Genomic DNA, 16,627 nt, shown 5'->3' on the forward strand with positions numbered 1-16,627 from the left:
AACGCGGGACCAACGAGAACACCAACCGGCTCCTGCGGTTCTGGTTCGAGAAAGGCTCAGACCTCTCCGTCCACACCCCGGAGGACCTCCGCCAGGTCGCCGCGAAACTCAACCGCCGTCCCCGGCCACCCTGAACCTCGAGACCCCAGCCAACCGGCTGAACCAGCTGCTGCTGCAAACAGCGGCCTAAACCCCTGCGTTGCACTGACTAGTTGACTTTGCCGCTCCGCCATTACTGTTAAGTGCCAACTCGCGGCATAGGATCAGGAAGTATGGCTCCTAAAAAAGAACCGGAAACCGATACCGATGCCGACGCCGGCCAGTCAGGCGGGGTCCAGTCCGTGGAGCGCGCCCTGACCGTCCTGGAGATCCTGGCCAGGGAAGGCAGTGCCGGTGTCAGCGAGATTGCCGAGGAGATGGGCATCCACAAGTCCACGGTCTCCCGGCTCATGGGTTCCCTGGTCAGCCGGGAGATGGTCCATCAGAAGAGCGAGCGCGGGAAGTACCAGCTGGGGTTCGGCATCCTGCGCCTGGCCAGCTCCATTCCCGGCCGGCTGAGCCTGGTCCACGAGGCACGGCCGGTCCTGGAAAACCTGGCCCAGGAATTCAAGGAAACCGTCAACCTGGCTGTCCTGCGCTCCAACTACGCCGTAAACGTGGACCAGGCCATGGGCCCCTCCACGCTGGCCACCTACGACTGGGTGGGAAGCCTGACCCCGCTGCACGCCACCTCCAGCGGCAAGGTCCTCCTGGCGGCGCTGGAGGCGGACGACCGGGACCGAATCCTGAAGGAGACGGGCCTGACTGCCCGCACCGCCCGCACCATCACCGCCCGCAAGGAGCTGGACGCACAGCTGCTCGAGACAGCGGCCAAGGGGTACGCGGTGGTGCGGGAGGAGTTCGAGATCGGCCTGAATGCCGTGGCAGTGCCCGTCTACAACCACCAAGGCGTCGTGATCGGCGCCCTCAGCATTTCCGGGCCGGCATTCCGGTTCGACCCGGAGAAGATCCCGGGCCTGCTGGAAACCCTCAAGGACGCGGGACTCAAAGTCAGCGCCAACATGGGTTACACACAGCGCTGAGAGCTCCGAGAGTCAACACGGCAGTGACCGCGGGTTCGTTTAGACCCGGGGTCACTGCCGTGGAGTGCTAAACCCAGATTTGGTAGCCGGACGACTTGTCGAAAATGCGCCGGGTGCTGATGCCCTCGGCGGCTATCCAGAGCACTGAGCCGTCCTCCGCAGACTGGTCCACCACCCCGCTGGCCACGTGCTCACCCCGCAGCCGCACTTCGACGCTGCGGCCGGGTAGTCGCGACCAGTCGACCCGGAGGCCGGGAGCCTTTTTCAACGTGCCGCGGCCCTGCCCATCTAGTTCGAGGTCAAGGTGGGTGGCGCCACGTGCGGCTTCAAGGGCTGCTTGGGAATTCACTGGCCGCTCCGACCGCCGGCGCCGTCGCCGCTCGAATCCGTCGCTGATATTTATTTCATATATCAGCTTGGACTGAGAGTATGGTGCAGGTCGCATTCATGTCAACAGGCACCCCGACGCAGATGGCACTAGGCCCTGAAAAGCGCCTCCCGCACCGCACTTTCGAATCCGCTCACGTGGACGCGGGCAAGCTCCGCGGCCCGCTCCTCATCCCCGTCGATGACGGCGCGGAGCAGATCGAGGTGTTCACGAACGTGATGGGACAAGTCCGGCAGCCGGTCAATGACCATGCACCAGATACGCGTCGCCAGGTTGTCATAGCGGATCAGGATGTCCTCCAGGTGCGGGTTGGCAGCGGCGGCGTAGATGCCCTGGTGCACCCGGGCATCCAGCTGCAGCGTCTCCGTCACGGTCGCCGCGGACACATCGAACGCTTCAACCTTCCCGAGCGTGGCACGCAGCTCGTCCCGGACCGCAGGGGAAGCCACCCGTGCGGCACGCGCCGCCGCGAGGGGCTCGAGCTGGGCGCGGATCTCCGAAATGAAGGAGAGGTCAGTTACGTCCACCCGGGTAGCGAAGGTGCCCCGCCGGGGATAGGTCTTCACCAGCCGGTCCAGTTCCAGTCGCTTCAGGGCTTCGCGCACTGGAGTGCGTCCCACACCTAGATTCTTGGCCAGGAGCTCGTCGTTTAGCAGCTCGCCGGGTTTGATTTCAAGGGTCAGCAGCCAGTCGCGGATGCTCTCATAGGCGACGTCGGCCAGGGACTTCCTCCCCAAGTCGTCCGTCGCCGCCAAAGCTTCGAATGCCACGCTGAGCCCCTTCTTCCCAACCTGAAAAAACCATTGACCTAGCCTATGGACCAGTATACGCTGGCACCCAATCTAATATATCAGTTCATCGCTTTTGAATATATCTAGAAGGAGGAGGGGCATGACCCTCATCGAAGCAGCCTCAGCAACCATCACCCTGCCGGCGCTCAAGGAAGAGCAGGCGCAGAAGTTCGTGCTGACCCTGTCCTGCCGCGAGCAGGCCGGGATCGTGCAGGCGGTGGCCACGTTCCTGTTCGAGCGTGGCTTCAATATCGACGAGCACCAGCAGTTCGACGACAGCCTGCGCGAGACACTCCACCTGCGCACCGCGTTCTCCGGCTCCCCCGGCTACACGCCTGCCATGCTCGAGGAAGAGTTCGCGGGCATCGCCAGCCGGTTCGACATGAAGTTCAGCTTCCACGACCAGATACCCAAGCGCGTCCTGGTCATGGTGTCAAAGTTCGGCCACTGCCTCAACGACCTCATCTTCCGCTGGCGGGGCGGCAGCCTTGGCGGCGAGCTGGTTGCAGTCGTTTCCAACCACGAGACCCACCGCGCCATGGCGGAAGCCGCCGGGCTCCCCTTCATCTACGTCCCCGTCACCCCGGGCACCAAGGCCGAAGCAGAGCGCCAGCTGCTGGAACTGGTGGATGAGTACGAGGCCGACCTCGTGGTCCTGGCCCGTTACATGCAGGTACTCTCCGACGATCTGTGCCGGGCACTGGAGGGCCGGGCCATCAACATCCACCACTCCTTCCTCCCCGGGTTCAAGGGCGCGCGCCCCTACCACCAGGCCTACGACCGCGGAGTCAAGCTGGTGGGCGCCACCGCCCATTACGTCACCGCCGACCTGGACGAGGGGCCGATCATCGAGCAGGAAGTCATTCGCGTGGACCACACCTATGGCCCGGCGCAGCTGTCCCACGTGGGCCAGGACGCCGAGGCACTGGCCTTGTCCCGTGCCGTCCGCTGGCACTGCCAGCACCGCGTGCTGCGGGACCAGACCAGCACCGTGGTGTTCCGGTAAGCACACCTCGTCCGCAGACATAACTCGTAAGGCAGCAGGAGAGACCCCTTGGAATCGTCACCACGCATTGTCATCATCGGAGCCGGCATCGTCGGCGCCAACCTCGCGGATGAACTCGTTACGCGCGGCTGGAACAACATCACCGTCCTCGACCAGGGACCCCTCAACATGCCGGGCGGCTCCACCTCGCACGCCCCGGGACTCGTCTTCCAGACCAACCCCTCCAAGTCCATGGCCCTGTTCGCCAAGTACACCGTGGAAAAGCTGCTGTCCCTCACCGAAGATGGCGTCAGCTGCTTCAACCAGGTGGGCGGCCTGGAAGTCGCCACCACCGAGACCCGCCTGGCGGACCTGAAGCGCAAGCTCGGCTACGCCGCCTCCTGGGGCATCGAAGGCTCCATCCTCTCCCCGGCCGAATGCAAGGAGCTCTACCCCCTCATTAACGGAGAGGACATCCTCGGCGGCCTCCACGTTCCCAGCGACGGCCTTGCTTTGGCAGCCCGCGCCGTCCAGCTGCTGATCAAGCGCACCGAGGCGGCCGGCGTGAAGTACATCGGCAACACCAAAGTCACGGGCATCGAACAGTCCGGCCGCCGGGTCACCGGGGTCCAGACGCCCGACGGCGTGGTCCCGGCCGACATCGTGGTCTCCTGCGCCGGGTTCTGGGGCGCCAAGGTCGGGGAGCTGATCGGCATGTCCGTGCCGCTGCTGCCGCTGGCGCACCAGTACGTCAAAACCACCCCGGTCCCGGCGCAGCAGGGCAAGAACGAACTGCCCAACGGCGCTTCGCTGCCCATCCTCCGCCACCAGGACCAGGACCTCTACTACCGCGAGCACGGCGACCGGTACGGCATTGGCTCCTACGCCCACAAGCCCATGCCCGTTGACCTGGACGAACTCGGCAGCTTCAAGCCGAACGAGATCAGCGAGCACAACATGCCGTCCCGGCTGGACTTCACGGTGGAGGACTTCCTCCCGGCCTGGGAAGCCACCAAACGGTTGCTCCCCGCCCTGCGCGAAAGCGAGATCGAGGACGGCTTCAACGGCATCTTCTCCTTCACCCCCGACGGCGGCTCCCTCGTTGGCGAGTCCAAGGAACTCGACGGCTTCTTCGTGGCCGAAGCTGTCTGGGTCACGCACTCGGCGGGCATCGCCCGCGCCGTCGCCGAACTCCTCGTGGACGGCAAGTCCAGCATCGACCTGGGCGACTGCGACATCCACCGCTTCGAGGACGTCCAGCTGACCCCCGAATACGTCAGCGAAACCTCGCAGCAGAACTTCGTGGAGATTTACGACGTCCTGCACCCCCTCCAGCCCAAGCTCTCCCCGCGCAACCTGCGCGTGTCCCCCTTCTACGCCCGCCACAAGGAACTCGGCGGCTACTTCCTCGAAGGTGCCGGCTGGGAACGCCCCTACTGGTTCGAGGCCAACGCCGAGCTCCTCAAGGAGATGCCCGCAGACTGGCAGCCGCCGGCCCGCGATTCCTGGTCCGGCATGTTCAGCTCGCCAATTGCCGCAGCCGAGGCATGGAAGACGCGCACCGCCGTCGCCATGTACGACATGACGCCCCTGAAGCGCCTCGAAATCTCCGGCCCAGGCGCCCTGAAGCTGCTGCAGGAACTCACCACCGCGGACCTGAACAAGAAGCCGGGAGCCGTTACCTACACGCTGCTGCTGGACCACGCCGGCGGGATCCGCAGTGACATCACCGTCGCCCGCCTCACCGAGGACACCTTCCAGCTCGGCGCCAACAGCAACATCGACACCGCCTACTTCGAACGCGCCGCCCGCCACCAGACCGAAAGAGGAACGGCCAACGACTGGGTCCAGGTCCGCGACACCACCGGCGGCACCTGCTGCATCGGCCTGTGGGGCCCGCTGGCCCGCGAGGTAGTCGGCGCGGTCAGCAGCGATGACTTCTCCAATGACGGCCTGAAGTACTTCCGGTCCAAGCAGGTGGTCATCGGCGGCGTACCCGTCACCGCCATGCGCCTGTCCTACGTCGGCGAGCTGGGCTGGGAACTGTACACCAGCGCCGACAACGGCCAGCGCCTCTGGGATGCGCTGTGGAAGGCCGGCCAGCCGTTCGGCGTCATCGCGGCCGGACGGGCCGCGTTCAGCTCGCTCCGCCTGGAGAAGGGCTACCGCTCCTGGGGCACGGACATGACCACCGAACACGATCCCTTCGAAGCCGGCCTGGGCTTCGCCGTGAAGATGGCCAAGGACAACTTCGTCGGAAAGGCGGCCCTGGAAGGCCGCACCGAGGAGAACTCCGCGCGGCGCCTGCGCTGCCTCACGGTCGACGACGGCCGCAGCCTGGTGCTGGGCAAGGAACCGGTGTTCTACAAGGACCAGGCAGTTGGCTACGTGACCAGCGCCGCGTACGGCTACACGGCCAGGAAACCGATCGCCTACTCCTACCTGCCCGCCGAAGTTTCGATCGGCGACTCCGTGGAGATCGAGTACTTCGGGCGCCGGATCGTGGCCACGGTCACCCAGGACCCGCTGTACGACCCCACCATGACCCGGCTCCGCGGGTAAGGCCATGATCAGCTCAGAGACGATCAGCAGCTACCTCACCCGGTTGGCCGCCAAGAAGCCGACGCCGGGCGGCGGTGCTGCCGCGGCCCTGCACGCGGCCCAGGGTGCAGCGTTGGTGGCCATGGTGGCGCGGTACACCACCGGCGCCAAGTACGAACAGCACGCACCCCTGGTGCAGCGCATTACCGCGGCTGCCGACGGTCTCGTCGGCGAGGCACTGCGCCTGGCCGACGCGGACGAAGAGGCCTTCCAGGCAGTCATCGACTCCTACAAACTCCCGTCCGGCACGGCTGAGCTCAAGGCCGCCCGCGCTGTCGGGATCCAGTCCGCACTCATCCAGGCGGCGCAGACCCCTGCGCGGCTTATCAAGCTGTCTGGCGACATCGTGGACCTTGCCACCGAGCTGTTCGACGTCGCCAACGCCAACGTCATCAGCGACGTCGCAGCGGCCGCCGATGCCGCCCGGGCAGCCGCCACTACAGCGCGCGTGAACATCGACATCAACGTTGTGGCCGTCAAGGACCCGGAGGCACGGGCCCGACTTGCGCGGCAGACGGACGGCATTGAGGAAAAGGTGGTCGTGGCAGCAGATGCCCTCTCGACCCGCGTGGGGGAAAGGATCCTTGGTTGAGCACCACATTACTTTCCGGAAAACCTTTGGCCGCTTTGTTCCAGCAGGAGGTCCAGGAGCAGGTCCGGTCGCTTGGGGTGGACGGCGTCCGCCCGGTCGTGGCGGTGGTCATGGCGACCGCCGACGAGTCAACGCACTGGTACGTCCGTTCCATTGAGCGGGCAGCAGAGCGCACCGGAGTCGGCTGCCGGATCATCGACCTGGGACACGACGCAACGGAGCCGGTGCTGGCCGGCGTCCTGCGGGACCTCAGCGCCGAACCCTCCGTCAACGGCATCATCCTGCAAACCCCGCTGCCGCCCGGTGTCCGGACCGACAGCCTGGTGGGCCTCATCGCCCCGGAAAAGGACATTGACGGCGCCAATCCGCTGAGCCTGGGACGCCTTGCCGTCGGGCAGCCGGCCTTTGCGCCCGCTACCGCGCGCTCCGTCGTCGAGATCCTGGAGCATTACCGGATTCCCCTGGCGGGCAAGGGCGTTGTGGTGGTGGGCCGGTCCGCCATAGTGGGCAAACCCTTGTCCCTCCTGCTGCTGGCACGCGACGCCGCCGTGACGGTCTGCCATTCCAGGTCGGGCCCGCTGGCGCGCTACACGAAGGATGCCGATGTGGTGGTGGTGGCCGCCGGCCGCGCCGGACTGCTGGGAGGCAGCGACGTCTCCTCCCGGACAGTGGTGGTCGACGTCGGCACGAACGTCCTTCCCGACGGCTCGCTGGTGGGTGACGTGGACGAAGCCACCGTCACCGGGACAGCAGCGGCGCTCACTCCGGTTCCCGGCGGCGTGGGCTCTGTGACCACGGCGTTGCTGCTCCTTCACACCGTGGAGGCCGCACGCAGGCAACGGTCATCCCCGCCGCCGGCGTCCGAGGCCCTGGAGCCCCAGGTCCTGGAAGCCGCGGGCTAGGAAGGACACAGCATTGTCAACGGGTGTCCCGTTCTCCGTGAAAGGTGCTTCGGTGGGCCTAAGACCTGGGGAGGTATTCCTCATCGAAGCACCGTTTTCGGACAACGGGGCCCCGCAACCGGCACGGTGCCGGAGACTCAACGAGAAGGGGCCAGGATGGCGGCCAATGGACTGACAGCCACCGTTTCCGGAAGCACCGCCGCGCCGGGCACCGTCCCGGAACGCGGGTGCATACCGTGGTCCGAAGCGCGCCATGTAGCCTTCGGTGCCGCCGGTCCGCTCCCGCCCGTGGCCGTCCCGCACAACAGCCTGAACGTCTACCCCGGCCGGGAACGGCTGGCCCGGCCACGTCTGGAGGCCACCATCCCAGCCTGACGCGGAGGTTTGACCTGTTTACCCCTCACCGCGGCACTCGGTACGACAACCCGGGGCGGTCTCCCTATCCCAACGGGTAGGGCCTTCGGCATGCCCCGGAGCACGAAGCAAGAACGCTTACATACTTCGTCTTTCACAGCTCACGCTCTTGACATTGAGTGTGACCTAGCGCACGATTTTGTTGCATACAGCGAACGTTGTTGATCATCACGGAACGAAGCTCACCTGGATATGCTCCTTCCCGCCCCCGGCTCCACCCGTGATGGCCTTGGAAACAGACGAACGAATTCATGATGGCCGATCCAAAGGGGAGCCCTGGCTCGCGCATCGGCCGCACAACGTTGTCAGCATCCCTGCGGCAGCGCTAAATCACTAAAGGAAACTGTTTATGACTATCAAAGGTGTCAGCACCATCGATCAAAGCAGTGCGGAGCGCCGGAATCTGGGGACGACGCCGAAGTCATCCCGCCAGTCCTGCGCGGCAATATCGGCTGGCATCGAGCCAGTCGGCCTCGTCCACCGGTCATCAAGGGCTGCGTCTGTCCGCACGTCCGGCAAACGGCGCTCTAGTGCCGTCAACGGTTTGCGCTGAAGCAGAAGGGAACGAATCTTAATGATCAATCCGACCAGGACGACGGCCACCGTCGACACCTCCATATCAAAAGAGACCAGCTCCAAGTTCAAACGCCGCTTCATGGTGCGGCTTGTCGCTGTCTTCATCGGCGGGATGTTCCTCGACGGTTACATCCTCGGAATCATCGGCCCCGTCACCGGACCCATGCGGTCAGATCTCCAGCTCGACGCGCTATCTCTGGGCATGATCGCTGCAGGCCCGCTGGCTGGTATCTTCGTCGGCTCCCCGCTGGCTGGCTGGGCTACTGACAAGTTCGGACGCAAGCCCATGTTCCTCGTGGACATGGGCCTGTTCCTCCTCGCATCAGCGGCCCAGTTCTTCGTAACCTCCGGAGACGGAGCCGTGATCCAGCTGGCCATCATCCGGTTCATGATGGGCGTCGCGATCGGCGGCGAGTACGCAATCGGTGGCCCATTGCTATCAGAGTTCTCCCCTCCAAAGCTCCGCGGGCGATTGCTCGGGCTGACCCTGATCGCCTGGTACGTCGGCTTCATGATGGCATTCATCATTGGCACGCTCCTGCACGACGCCGGCACCCCATGGCGCCTCGTAATCGGCACGAGCACGATACTCGCATTCGTCCTGTTCCTCGCCCGCTTCGGTCTCCCCGAATCACCGAGCTGGCTCATTACGAAGGGACGGCGTGAGGAAGCACTCGCCATCGCACACAAATACGTCGAATCGCCCCAGATGCACAACAGCATCACCGAAGAGATCGACCTGAGGATGATCCAGGAGGCCCAAGCCGCGCAGAGCCGGACCAAAATCCAGAGCGCCTCAATCGGAATGCTGTTCTCAAGGCATAACTGGCGCACCACCCTCTTCACCTCGGGTTTTTGGTTCTGCGCGGTCACCCCGTACTTCGCGATCGCAACCTTCGCCGACGACGTGCTCACCCAGTTCGGCTTCGGCGGCGGCTGGGCCGGTGGAGTCGGCCTGTCCGCCCTTGCGACCGCGGGTGTTGTCACAACTGTGCTGCTGATTGACAGGCGCGGGCGCCGAATCCTCACCGTGCCCGGGCAGTGGCTCTGCGCAGGCATCCTGCTGGTCATCGGAGTCTGGGCGGACGCACCAGCGATCCTCATACTGGCCCTGTTCCTCGCCTTCTCCTTCTTCAATGCCGGCTACACGACGTTGACCCAGGTCTATCCGGCCGAGCTGTTCCCCGGCCACCTGCGGGGCATCGGCATGGGCTTCGCCGCGGCCTTCAGCCGCATCGGAGCCGCACTCGGCACCTTCGCCCTGCCCTGGGCGATCAGCAACATCGGCATGGGCCCAAGCATGGTGGTAGCCGCCGCGGTCGCATTACTCGGCGCAATCCTCTCGCAATGGCTCGCGCCTGAGACGAAGGGGCGCACCCTCGCCGAGATCTCAGCAGACGTCTCCCACTGACACACCGGGACTGCACGGTCCGGCGTGTTTGAACTGCTCCCCGAAAGTCAGAACTGATTTCCCAGTCCAACTTTCGGGGAGCGGTTCAGTTTTAACCGGCCCTTCCTGTTCTTCGGCAAAAGTCACTTGCCGCGCCGAGTGGATCAGCAGGGTGTTGGACTGGACATCGCGCCTGCGTCGTGAAGGGTTCCGCGAAGATCTGCGATGCAGCGTCAGCGCTGCATTGGTAACGGCAGCTGACGCAACAATGCAGCAAACCCTTGACATTCCATGTGAGCTGCGCCACTGTGTTGCATATAGTGATGCACGTTGCTTATAGCGAAGCAAACGACCGTCGCCGGCAAGACGCACCCGCTCAGAAAATTTCGAGGTACCCCGAATGCACCAGGCATGCCCGCTCAGTGAACTGGCACCAGGTGAAGCCCTGCGCCTCGACACCTCGCTCGCCAAGTTCAACCTCCGGGACAGTAGCGTCGCCGCCGTGATCATGGTCCACGAATCCACCGAAGCACCCAACCTTCCTCCGGGCCTGACCGTGACCGGACACGTCCAGCCCTGAACCGTCCGGACCGCCGGACCGCCGGAGCCCAGCCCAGCATCAACCAGGAGAACCACGACATTATGAGCGCATCACCCCGCGTCGTCATCATCGGAGCCGGCATCGTCGGCACCAACCTCGCCGACGAGCTGGCAAGCCGCGGCTGGAACGACATCACCGTCGTCGAGCAGGGCCCGCTGGAGCTGGCAGGCGGCTCCACGTCGCACGCTCCGGGCCTCGTGTTCCAGAACAACCCGTCCAGGACCATGACGGAATTCGCAACCTACACCGTCAACAAGCTGCTCGCCCTGAGCAAGGACGGCCAGTCCTGCTTCAACCAAGTGGGCGGCCTTGAACTGGCAACCACTCCGGAGCGCCTGGCGGACCTCAAACGCAAGATGGGCGTGATGACCTCCTGGGGCGTCGAAAGCCGGATCGTGGACGCCGACGAATGCGAAAAGATCTACCCCCTGCTGAACACGAGGAAGCTCAGTGGCGGCCGGGAGGTCCTGGGCGGCCTCCTCATCCCCACCGACGGCCTCGCGCTGGCGGCCCGCGCTGTCCAGCTGCTGATCGAGCGCACGCGCGAGCGCGGCGTCACCTACCGCGGCTCCACTACCGTCACCGGCATCGCCCAGGAGGGCGGCAAGGTCACCGGCGTCGAGACGTCCGACGGCGTGATCCCGGCTGACATTGTGGTGTCCTGCGCAGGCTTCTGGGGCCGTGAACTCGGGAAGATGGTGGGCTTGGAGGTGCCCCTCCTGCCGCTGGCCCACCAGTACGTGGTCAGCACGCCCCTCGCCGAACTTGAGGGCGTCAACGAGCTGCCGAAGGGTGCCAGCAAGCCCATCCTGCGCTACCAGGACAAGGACCTGTACTACCGCGAGTGGGGCGACCGCATCGGCATCGGCAGCTACGCCCACCGCCCGATGCCCGTGGACATGTCCGCACTGCCGAAAGTCCCTGCCGGAGACATGTCCGACCACCGCATGCCCTCCCGCCTGGACTTCACCCTCGACGACTTCGTGCCCGCATGGGAGGACAGCCAGGACCTGCTGCCGGCACTGCGCGGCACCGAAATCCAGGACGGCTTCAACGGCATCTTCTCCTTCACCCCGGACGGCGGCCCACTCATGGGAGAGGCGCCGGAGCTCGAGGGCTTCTTCGTGGCCGAGGCCGTCTGGGTTACGCACTCGGCCGGCGTTGCCAAAGCCATGGCAGAGCTGATCATCGACGGCCGGCCGCAGACCGACCTGCACGGCTGCGAGCTAACCCGTTTCGAGAAGGTGCAGACCTCCGACGCTTACGTCAGCGAAACCTCACAGCAGAACTTCGTGGAGATCTACGATGTCATGCACCCGCTGCAGCCGCGTGAATCGCCGCGGGACCTGCGCGTCAGCCCGTTCAACGTCCGCCAGAAGGAACTCGGTGCCTTCTTCCTGGAGTCCGCCGCCTGGGAACGCCCGCACTGGTTCGAGGCCAACCGCGGGCTCCTGGCCGAACTGCCGGCAGAATGGCAGGCGCCCGAGCGCGACGACTGGTCCGCGATGTTCCACTCCCCCATCTCCGCCGTCGAAGCGTGGAAGACGCGCACCGCCGTCGGACTTTTCGACATGACGCCGCTAAAGCGGGTCTCCGTCAGCGGCCCCGGAGCGCAGGCCCTCCTGCACCGGCTCAGCACGGGCAACATCGCCAAGAAACCGGGTGCCGTGACGTACTGCCTGCTGCTGGAGCACGACGGCGGCATCCGCAGCGACGTGACCGTCGCCAGGTTGGCGGAGGAAGAGTTCCAGCTGGGCGTGAACAGCAACGTTGACTTCGATTACCTCCGCGTGGAAGCCCGCCGGCAATCGGCGGCCGATCCCGCGCAGTGGGCCCATGTCACCGACATCACCGGCAGCACCTGCTGCGTCGGCCTGTGGGGCCCGCTCGCCCGCGAGGTCATCGGCGAGGTCAGCACGGACGACCTCACCAATGACGGCCTGAAGTACTTCCGCACGAAGCAGATTTCCGTTGGGGGCATACCCGTGACGGCGATGCGGCTCTCCTACGTAGGCGAACTCGGCTGGGAGCTCTACACCACCGCCGAGTACGGGCTGAAGCTCTGGGACCTGATGTTCGAGGCCGGCCAGGAGTACGGCATCATCGCTGCCGGCCGCGGTGCCTTCAACAGCATGCGCCTTGAGAAGGGCTACCGGCTCTGGGGCACGGACATGAACTCCGAGCACCACCCCTACCAGGCCGGTTTGGGCTTCTCCGTCGCCAAGGACAAGACGGACTTTGTTGGTGCCGAGGCCCTGGCGTCGCTCCGCGAGCAGCCGGCCGCCAAGACGCTGCGCTGCCTGACGGTCGACGACGGCACGTCCGTGGTGCTGGGCAAGGAACCGGTGTACGTGGGCGGGCAAGCCGCCGGTTACGTCACCAGCGCGGCCTACGGCTACACGGTCCGCAAGCCCATCGCCTACGCCTGGTTGCCCTCGTCGGTGTCCGAAGGGGACGCCGTGGAGATCGAGTACTTCGGCCGGCGCGTAGCCGCCACCGTCAGCGCCGAGCCGTTATTTGACCCGGGCATGGAGCGCCTCCGCGGCTGATCCGCCCCAACCACACCAGGTGGTTGGGCCTGCTTGAGACCGGCAGGCCCAACCACCTTTTTGTTGCCCGCGGAGCGCGTTCACCCCAGGCATGGCAATGGCACCAACCCTGTTGAGTGGGGTGCCGCCGTTGGACCTTGCCGCTTGTCAGCAGCGGGAGCCTGGCATCAGTTGTTCAGGTAGCCGTTCGGGTCCAGGACATACTTCGTGGCCGCTCCGGCGTCGAACTCCGCGTACCCGCGCGATGCATCGTCGAGCGAAATGGCCTTTGCGTTGACCGCTTTGGCGAGTGACAGGGACAGGCTTCCCTTCCGGGCTGCCTCGTCCGCAGCTCCCGGGTCGCCCGTGACGTAGAGGCCGGGAATGCCCACGGAGCCGCCGGCCGTGGTGAGGTCCATCAGCGAGTTGAGCACCGTGGCCGGTGTTTCCTGGGCGGGACCAGCACGTACTCGGCTCGGCCACCGACCCAACCGCCCATGTCCACGTACCCGTAGGCAAAGCCGGGACGGCCCGGGTTCACATTCAGGCAGATCCCGGTCTTGCGCTCTTTGCAGTTCCGGCAGCGGCCGCAGGAAATGTTGAAGGGGACCGAGACGGTGTCCCCGACCTTGATGAACTCGACATCGGGCCCGGTTTCGATAACTTCGCCGGTGATCTCGTGGCCCAGGACAAGGCTGGCCGGGGCGGTCGTCCGGCCGCGGACCATGTGCTGGTCGGACCCGCAGATGTTGGTGCTGACGGTGCGCAGGATGACGCCGTGCGGGACCTTCCGGTCGTTGGCGTTGATTACCTCGGAAGGCCTGACCCTGGCTGCATCAGACCTTCCGTGTGGTTTTGCTTTTCACTTGCGGTGAATCATGGGGGTGATGGGCTCCCGCCGTTCCAGGGCGCGGCTAGGCGTCGATCACCATGTCGGTGCGCGCCGTGGAGCAGCAGGGAAGGAACTTGCCGGCGTCGATTTCCCGTTTGCGGATTCCGCCCTGGTGGTTCATGTCGATCTCCCCGGACAGCTTGACCACCTTGCAGGAGCCGCACATGCCTTCCTTGCAGTTGGCGCCGATGCGGACACCCGCGCGCTGGGCCACTTCGAGGATGTGCTCCTCTGGGTCGATCCGAACGTTGATCCCGGTGCGCATGAAGGACAGGGTAAGGCTGCCCGTTCCCACGGTGTCGAAGCTGGATGCGTCCGGGGATCCGGCCTCCGGCACCGCAGCCGGGGTGCCGGCTGGGGCTTCCGGATTGGCGGCTTCCAGCGCCAGTCCCGTGGCCTGCAGGGTTCCGTCCCCGTCGTAGCCGGGCTCGTAGATCCCGAACGCTGCGGGCTGGCTTTCAAAGTAGTCCTCGGCGGACTCGGCGATGTCCTCAGCGATCTCCCCGGCGATGTCCGCCGCCAGGGCGAGCTCGGCCTGGTATTCGAGGAGCGTCTGCCGGTCCCCGGAGAAGAACTCCATGTAGATGGAGGTGTCGTCGACGCCCACGTTCTTGAGCAGCTCAGTGGCGGTGTTCAGGTACCCCTCGGGTCCGCAGGCGTATACCTGCCGGCCGTTGGCGTCGGGCGCAACCTCGTCGATCATGGCCGCCGTCAGCCGTCCGGTGAACCCTTCCCAGTCCTCGGGCCTGCCGCGGTCACCCAGGGCGTAGAAGACCTTGACGCGCGAGTCCACCGAAGCGATGTAGGCCAACTCCCGGTGGAAGGCAAAGCCGCCGGCTTCCGCGCCGTGGTAGAGCACCACCACGTCGGCGGTCCCGGGCAGGGAGTGGATGGTCCGCAGCATCGACATGATGGGGGTGATGCCCGCACCGGCGGCCAGGAAGAGGTAGCGTGCGCGCCGGTCTGCATCGGGCAGGTGGAATGCCCCCACGGGTCCCAGCATGTCCAGGACGGTGCCTGGCCTGACGTTCTGGTGCACCCACGGGGAAACCAGTCCGCCGGCGTCGCGCTTGACGGTGACGCTGAAGGTCCACGGCTCGGTCGGGGAACTGGACAGCGAGTAGCTGCGGTCTACTGGTTCCTGGGCGTCGCCGTTCACCGGGAAGGCAATGTTCACGTACTGGCCCGCGCGGAATGCCAGGGGCGCGCCGTCGGTGCGGCGGAACACGAAGGTCATCATGCCGCCCGCTTCGGGAACGGTCTCGACGCATTCGGCCATGAACTCCTGCGGATGCCAGGGGCCCAGGGCCTTGGCTGCGCTGGCCGGTCCTTCAATGCTGCCCATCACCCGGTTCCACGGCATTTCAAGGCCGCGGATGCGCTGTGGTTCCTGGACGAGCGTCTCAGTGAGGACATTAATCATGCCAAGTGCTCCTGCACGCGGTGGACGTACCAGTTGATGAAGGCCTCCACCTGGTACTCGCTCTTCATGTACGGGCCGGGCTCGTAGGCGGGGCTGGCAGCGCCCTGCTGGCACAGTTCCACGAACGCTTTGTCCTGCAGGTTTGTCTGCTTCCAGGTGTAGGTGAGCTTGTCCAGGTCGTAGTCCACGCCCTCCTCGGCGTCGTCAGCCACCAGCCAGGTGGTGCGGACCAGGGACTGGTGCTCGTTGATGGGGAAGACGCCGAACGTGATGACGTGGTCGCCCAGGAAGTGGAACCAGCTGTTGGGCTGCAGGTGCATCGAGCAGCGGCCCAGGCGGAAGTCCGGCAGGTCGCCGAGCAGCTTCTTGGAGAGCCTGCGGCCGTCGGCCGAGAACGATTCGCCTTCGCCGTCCAGGGATTCGCGTGAAATGCGGATACCGGCGATACGGGTATCAAGTTCCTCGACCACCTCGTAGGGCAGGCCGTAGCGGCGGCACCGCTCCTCGAGGGAGGACTGGGCTTCCTTGTTGCGGTCCCACACCTCCTCGAGGTGGGTGGGGATCAGGCCCTCGGTAAGGCCCCACGTGGGGAACAGCGAGCAGGCGAGTTCCGGGTGCCCGTCGCAGTGGTAGCACTCACGGTTGTTCTCCATGACGAGCTTCCAGTTGCCCTCTTCGATGATGTTCTGCTGGTAGGCAATCTTCGTCTTGGACAGGTCGTGCGGCGCAAGGTAGGACTCGAAGATCTTGGAGGTCTCGTCGAAGTCCGCCGGAGGTCCGCTCGCGATGCAGACGAAGATGAGGCCGGCAACTTCACGGCTGTGGGCGCGCTTGAGGGCGAAGCAGTTCTTGTCGAACTTGGCCTCGCCCGGGGCAGAGGCGTGGATCAGGTTGCCCTCGGGGGAATACGTCCAGGAGTGGTAGCCACAGACAAGGTTTCCGGTGGAACCGGCAGCTTCGGTCAGGACGCGTGCACCGCGGTGCCGGCACACGTTGTGCAGCACGTTGACCTCGCCGTCGTCGTTACGCAGCACGATCAGGGAGTAGGGGCCGTAGTCCACCGTGATGTAATCGCCCGGCTCCGGCAGCTCGGCAACGCTGCCGGCAAAGATCCAGTGCTGGCCGAAGATGGCCTCCATGTCGAGCTTGAAGACCGTCGGGTCGGTGTAGAAGGGGGCGTCGAGGGAGTAGCCCGTGCGCCGCAAGGCGAACAACTCTGTGATCTCAGCCAACTGCTCGGCAGGCATTGTTGACGCGAGCTTTCCGCGTGCGCTGAGGGGCGCATTCACTGAGGTAGTCATGTGTTTCCTCCCGATAGGGCTGGGTAGTGAGGGATTTGAAGTGTTTAGGAAGCAGGCGGGGCAACAGGGAGCGTCGACGACGTTCTGTTTACGAATGTGGGGAGGCTCATCAGCAACGGAACCGATGACTCCAGAAGAAAACTGGAAGCACCCAACGCAAC

13 protein-coding genes and 2 pseudogenes are annotated in these 16,627 nt (G+C 65.2%); 10 read left to right on the plus strand and 5 right to left on the minus strand.

Going from position 1 to position 16,627, the window contains the following annotated elements; genetic code table 11:
* Both IEW19_RS12445 and IEW19_RS12450 read left to right on the plus strand, forming a co-directional pair.
* A pseudogene (locus IEW19_RS12445) lies at positions 1-190 on the plus strand (IS30 family transposase); the annotation flags it as partial.
* Positions 191-272: 82 nt separating this feature from the next.
* On the plus strand, positions 273-1,082 hold the full coding sequence (locus IEW19_RS12450; protein WP_188571948.1) for an IclR family transcriptional regulator: 810 nt from the start codon (positions 273-275) through the stop codon (positions 1,080-1,082).
* 67 nt (positions 1,083-1,149) lie between these two features.
* On the opposite strand, the gene IEW19_RS12455 is transcribed toward IEW19_RS12450, so the two are convergent.
* A complete protein-coding gene (locus tag IEW19_RS12455) occupies positions 1,150-1,431 on the minus strand; it encodes a hypothetical protein (protein ID WP_188571949.1) in 282 nt (93 codons plus the stop codon).
* Positions 1,432-1,559: 128 nt separating this feature from the next.
* On the minus strand, positions 1,560-2,240 hold the full coding sequence (locus IEW19_RS12460; RefSeq protein ID WP_188571950.1) for a GntR family transcriptional regulator: 681 nt from the start codon (positions 2,238-2,240) through the stop codon (positions 1,560-1,562).
* Positions 2,241-2,361: 121 nt separating this feature from the next.
* Here IEW19_RS12460 and purU point away from each other — a divergent pair, with 121 nt between their 5' ends.
* The 8 genes from purU (at position 2,362) to IEW19_RS12500 (ending at position 12,871) form a co-directional block, all read left to right on the plus strand.
* Positions 2,362-3,267 carry a formyltetrahydrofolate deformylase gene (purU, locus tag IEW19_RS12465; RefSeq protein ID WP_188571951.1) on the plus strand — a complete coding sequence of 302 codons (906 nt, stop codon included), beginning with the start codon at positions 2,362-2,364 and terminating at the stop codon, positions 3,265-3,267.
* Positions 3,268-3,315: 48 nt separating this feature from the next.
* On the plus strand, positions 3,316-5,808 hold the full coding sequence (locus IEW19_RS12470; protein WP_188571952.1) for a GcvT family protein: 2,493 nt from the start codon (positions 3,316-3,318) through the stop codon (positions 5,806-5,808).
* Between the two features lie 4 nt (positions 5,809-5,812).
* Positions 5,813-6,439 carry a cyclodeaminase/cyclohydrolase family protein gene (locus tag IEW19_RS12475; protein WP_188571953.1) on the plus strand — a complete coding sequence of 209 codons (627 nt, stop codon included), beginning with the start codon at positions 5,813-5,815 and terminating at the stop codon, positions 6,437-6,439.
* Positions 6,436-7,341 (plus strand): bifunctional 5,10-methylenetetrahydrofolate dehydrogenase/5,10-methenyltetrahydrofolate cyclohydrolase, encoded by a 906-nt coding sequence (locus IEW19_RS12480; protein WP_188571954.1) that lies wholly within the window; start codon positions 6,436-6,438, stop codon positions 7,339-7,341. Before IEW19_RS12475 ends, IEW19_RS12480 begins: the two co-directional genes overlap by 4 nt.
* Positions 7,342-7,497: 156 nt before the next feature.
* Positions 7,498-7,716 (plus strand): hypothetical protein, encoded by a 219-nt coding sequence (locus IEW19_RS12485; RefSeq protein ID WP_188571955.1) that lies wholly within the window; start codon positions 7,498-7,500, stop codon positions 7,714-7,716.
* A 613-nt stretch (positions 7,717-8,329) separates the two neighbouring features.
* The gene (locus tag IEW19_RS12490) at positions 8,330-9,742 is read left to right on the plus strand and encodes an MFS transporter (RefSeq protein WP_188571956.1); all 1,413 of its coding nucleotides are present in this window, start codon (positions 8,330-8,332) and stop codon (positions 9,740-9,742) included.
* Positions 9,743-10,121: 379 nt separating this feature from the next.
* Entirely contained in the window at positions 10,122-10,301 is a 180-nt protein-coding gene (locus tag IEW19_RS12495) for a hypothetical protein (RefSeq protein ID WP_188571957.1), read from the plus strand.
* Between the two features lie 62 nt (positions 10,302-10,363).
* Positions 10,364-12,871, plus strand: coding sequence for a GcvT family protein (locus IEW19_RS12500; RefSeq protein WP_188571958.1), 2,508 nt, complete (start codon positions 10,364-10,366; stop codon positions 12,869-12,871).
* Between the two features lie 167 nt (positions 12,872-13,038).
* On the opposite strand, the pseudogene IEW19_RS12505 reads toward IEW19_RS12500, so the two are convergent.
* From IEW19_RS12505 to IEW19_RS12515, 3 genes and pseudogenes are all read right to left on the minus strand, one after another.
* Positions 13,039-13,688, minus strand: a pseudogene (locus IEW19_RS12505) (alcohol dehydrogenase catalytic domain-containing protein); the annotation flags it as partial.
* Between the two features lie 76 nt (positions 13,689-13,764).
* The gene (locus tag IEW19_RS12510) at positions 13,765-15,165 is read right to left on the minus strand and encodes a ferredoxin reductase (RefSeq protein WP_188571959.1); all 1,401 of its coding nucleotides are present in this window, start codon (positions 15,163-15,165) and stop codon (positions 13,765-13,767) included.
* Positions 15,162-16,466 carry an aromatic ring-hydroxylating oxygenase subunit alpha gene (locus IEW19_RS12515; protein WP_188571960.1) on the minus strand — a complete coding sequence of 435 codons (1,305 nt, stop codon included), beginning with the start codon at positions 16,464-16,466 and terminating at the stop codon, positions 15,162-15,164. The genes IEW19_RS12510 and IEW19_RS12515 overlap by 4 nt, the downstream gene beginning before the upstream one ends.
* Between the last annotated feature and the right edge of the window lie 161 nt (positions 16,467-16,627).

The organism is Arthrobacter liuii, assembly GCF_014639275.1.
GTDB classification, from domain to species: Bacteria; Actinomycetota; Actinomycetes; order Actinomycetales; family Micrococcaceae; genus Arthrobacter; species Arthrobacter liuii.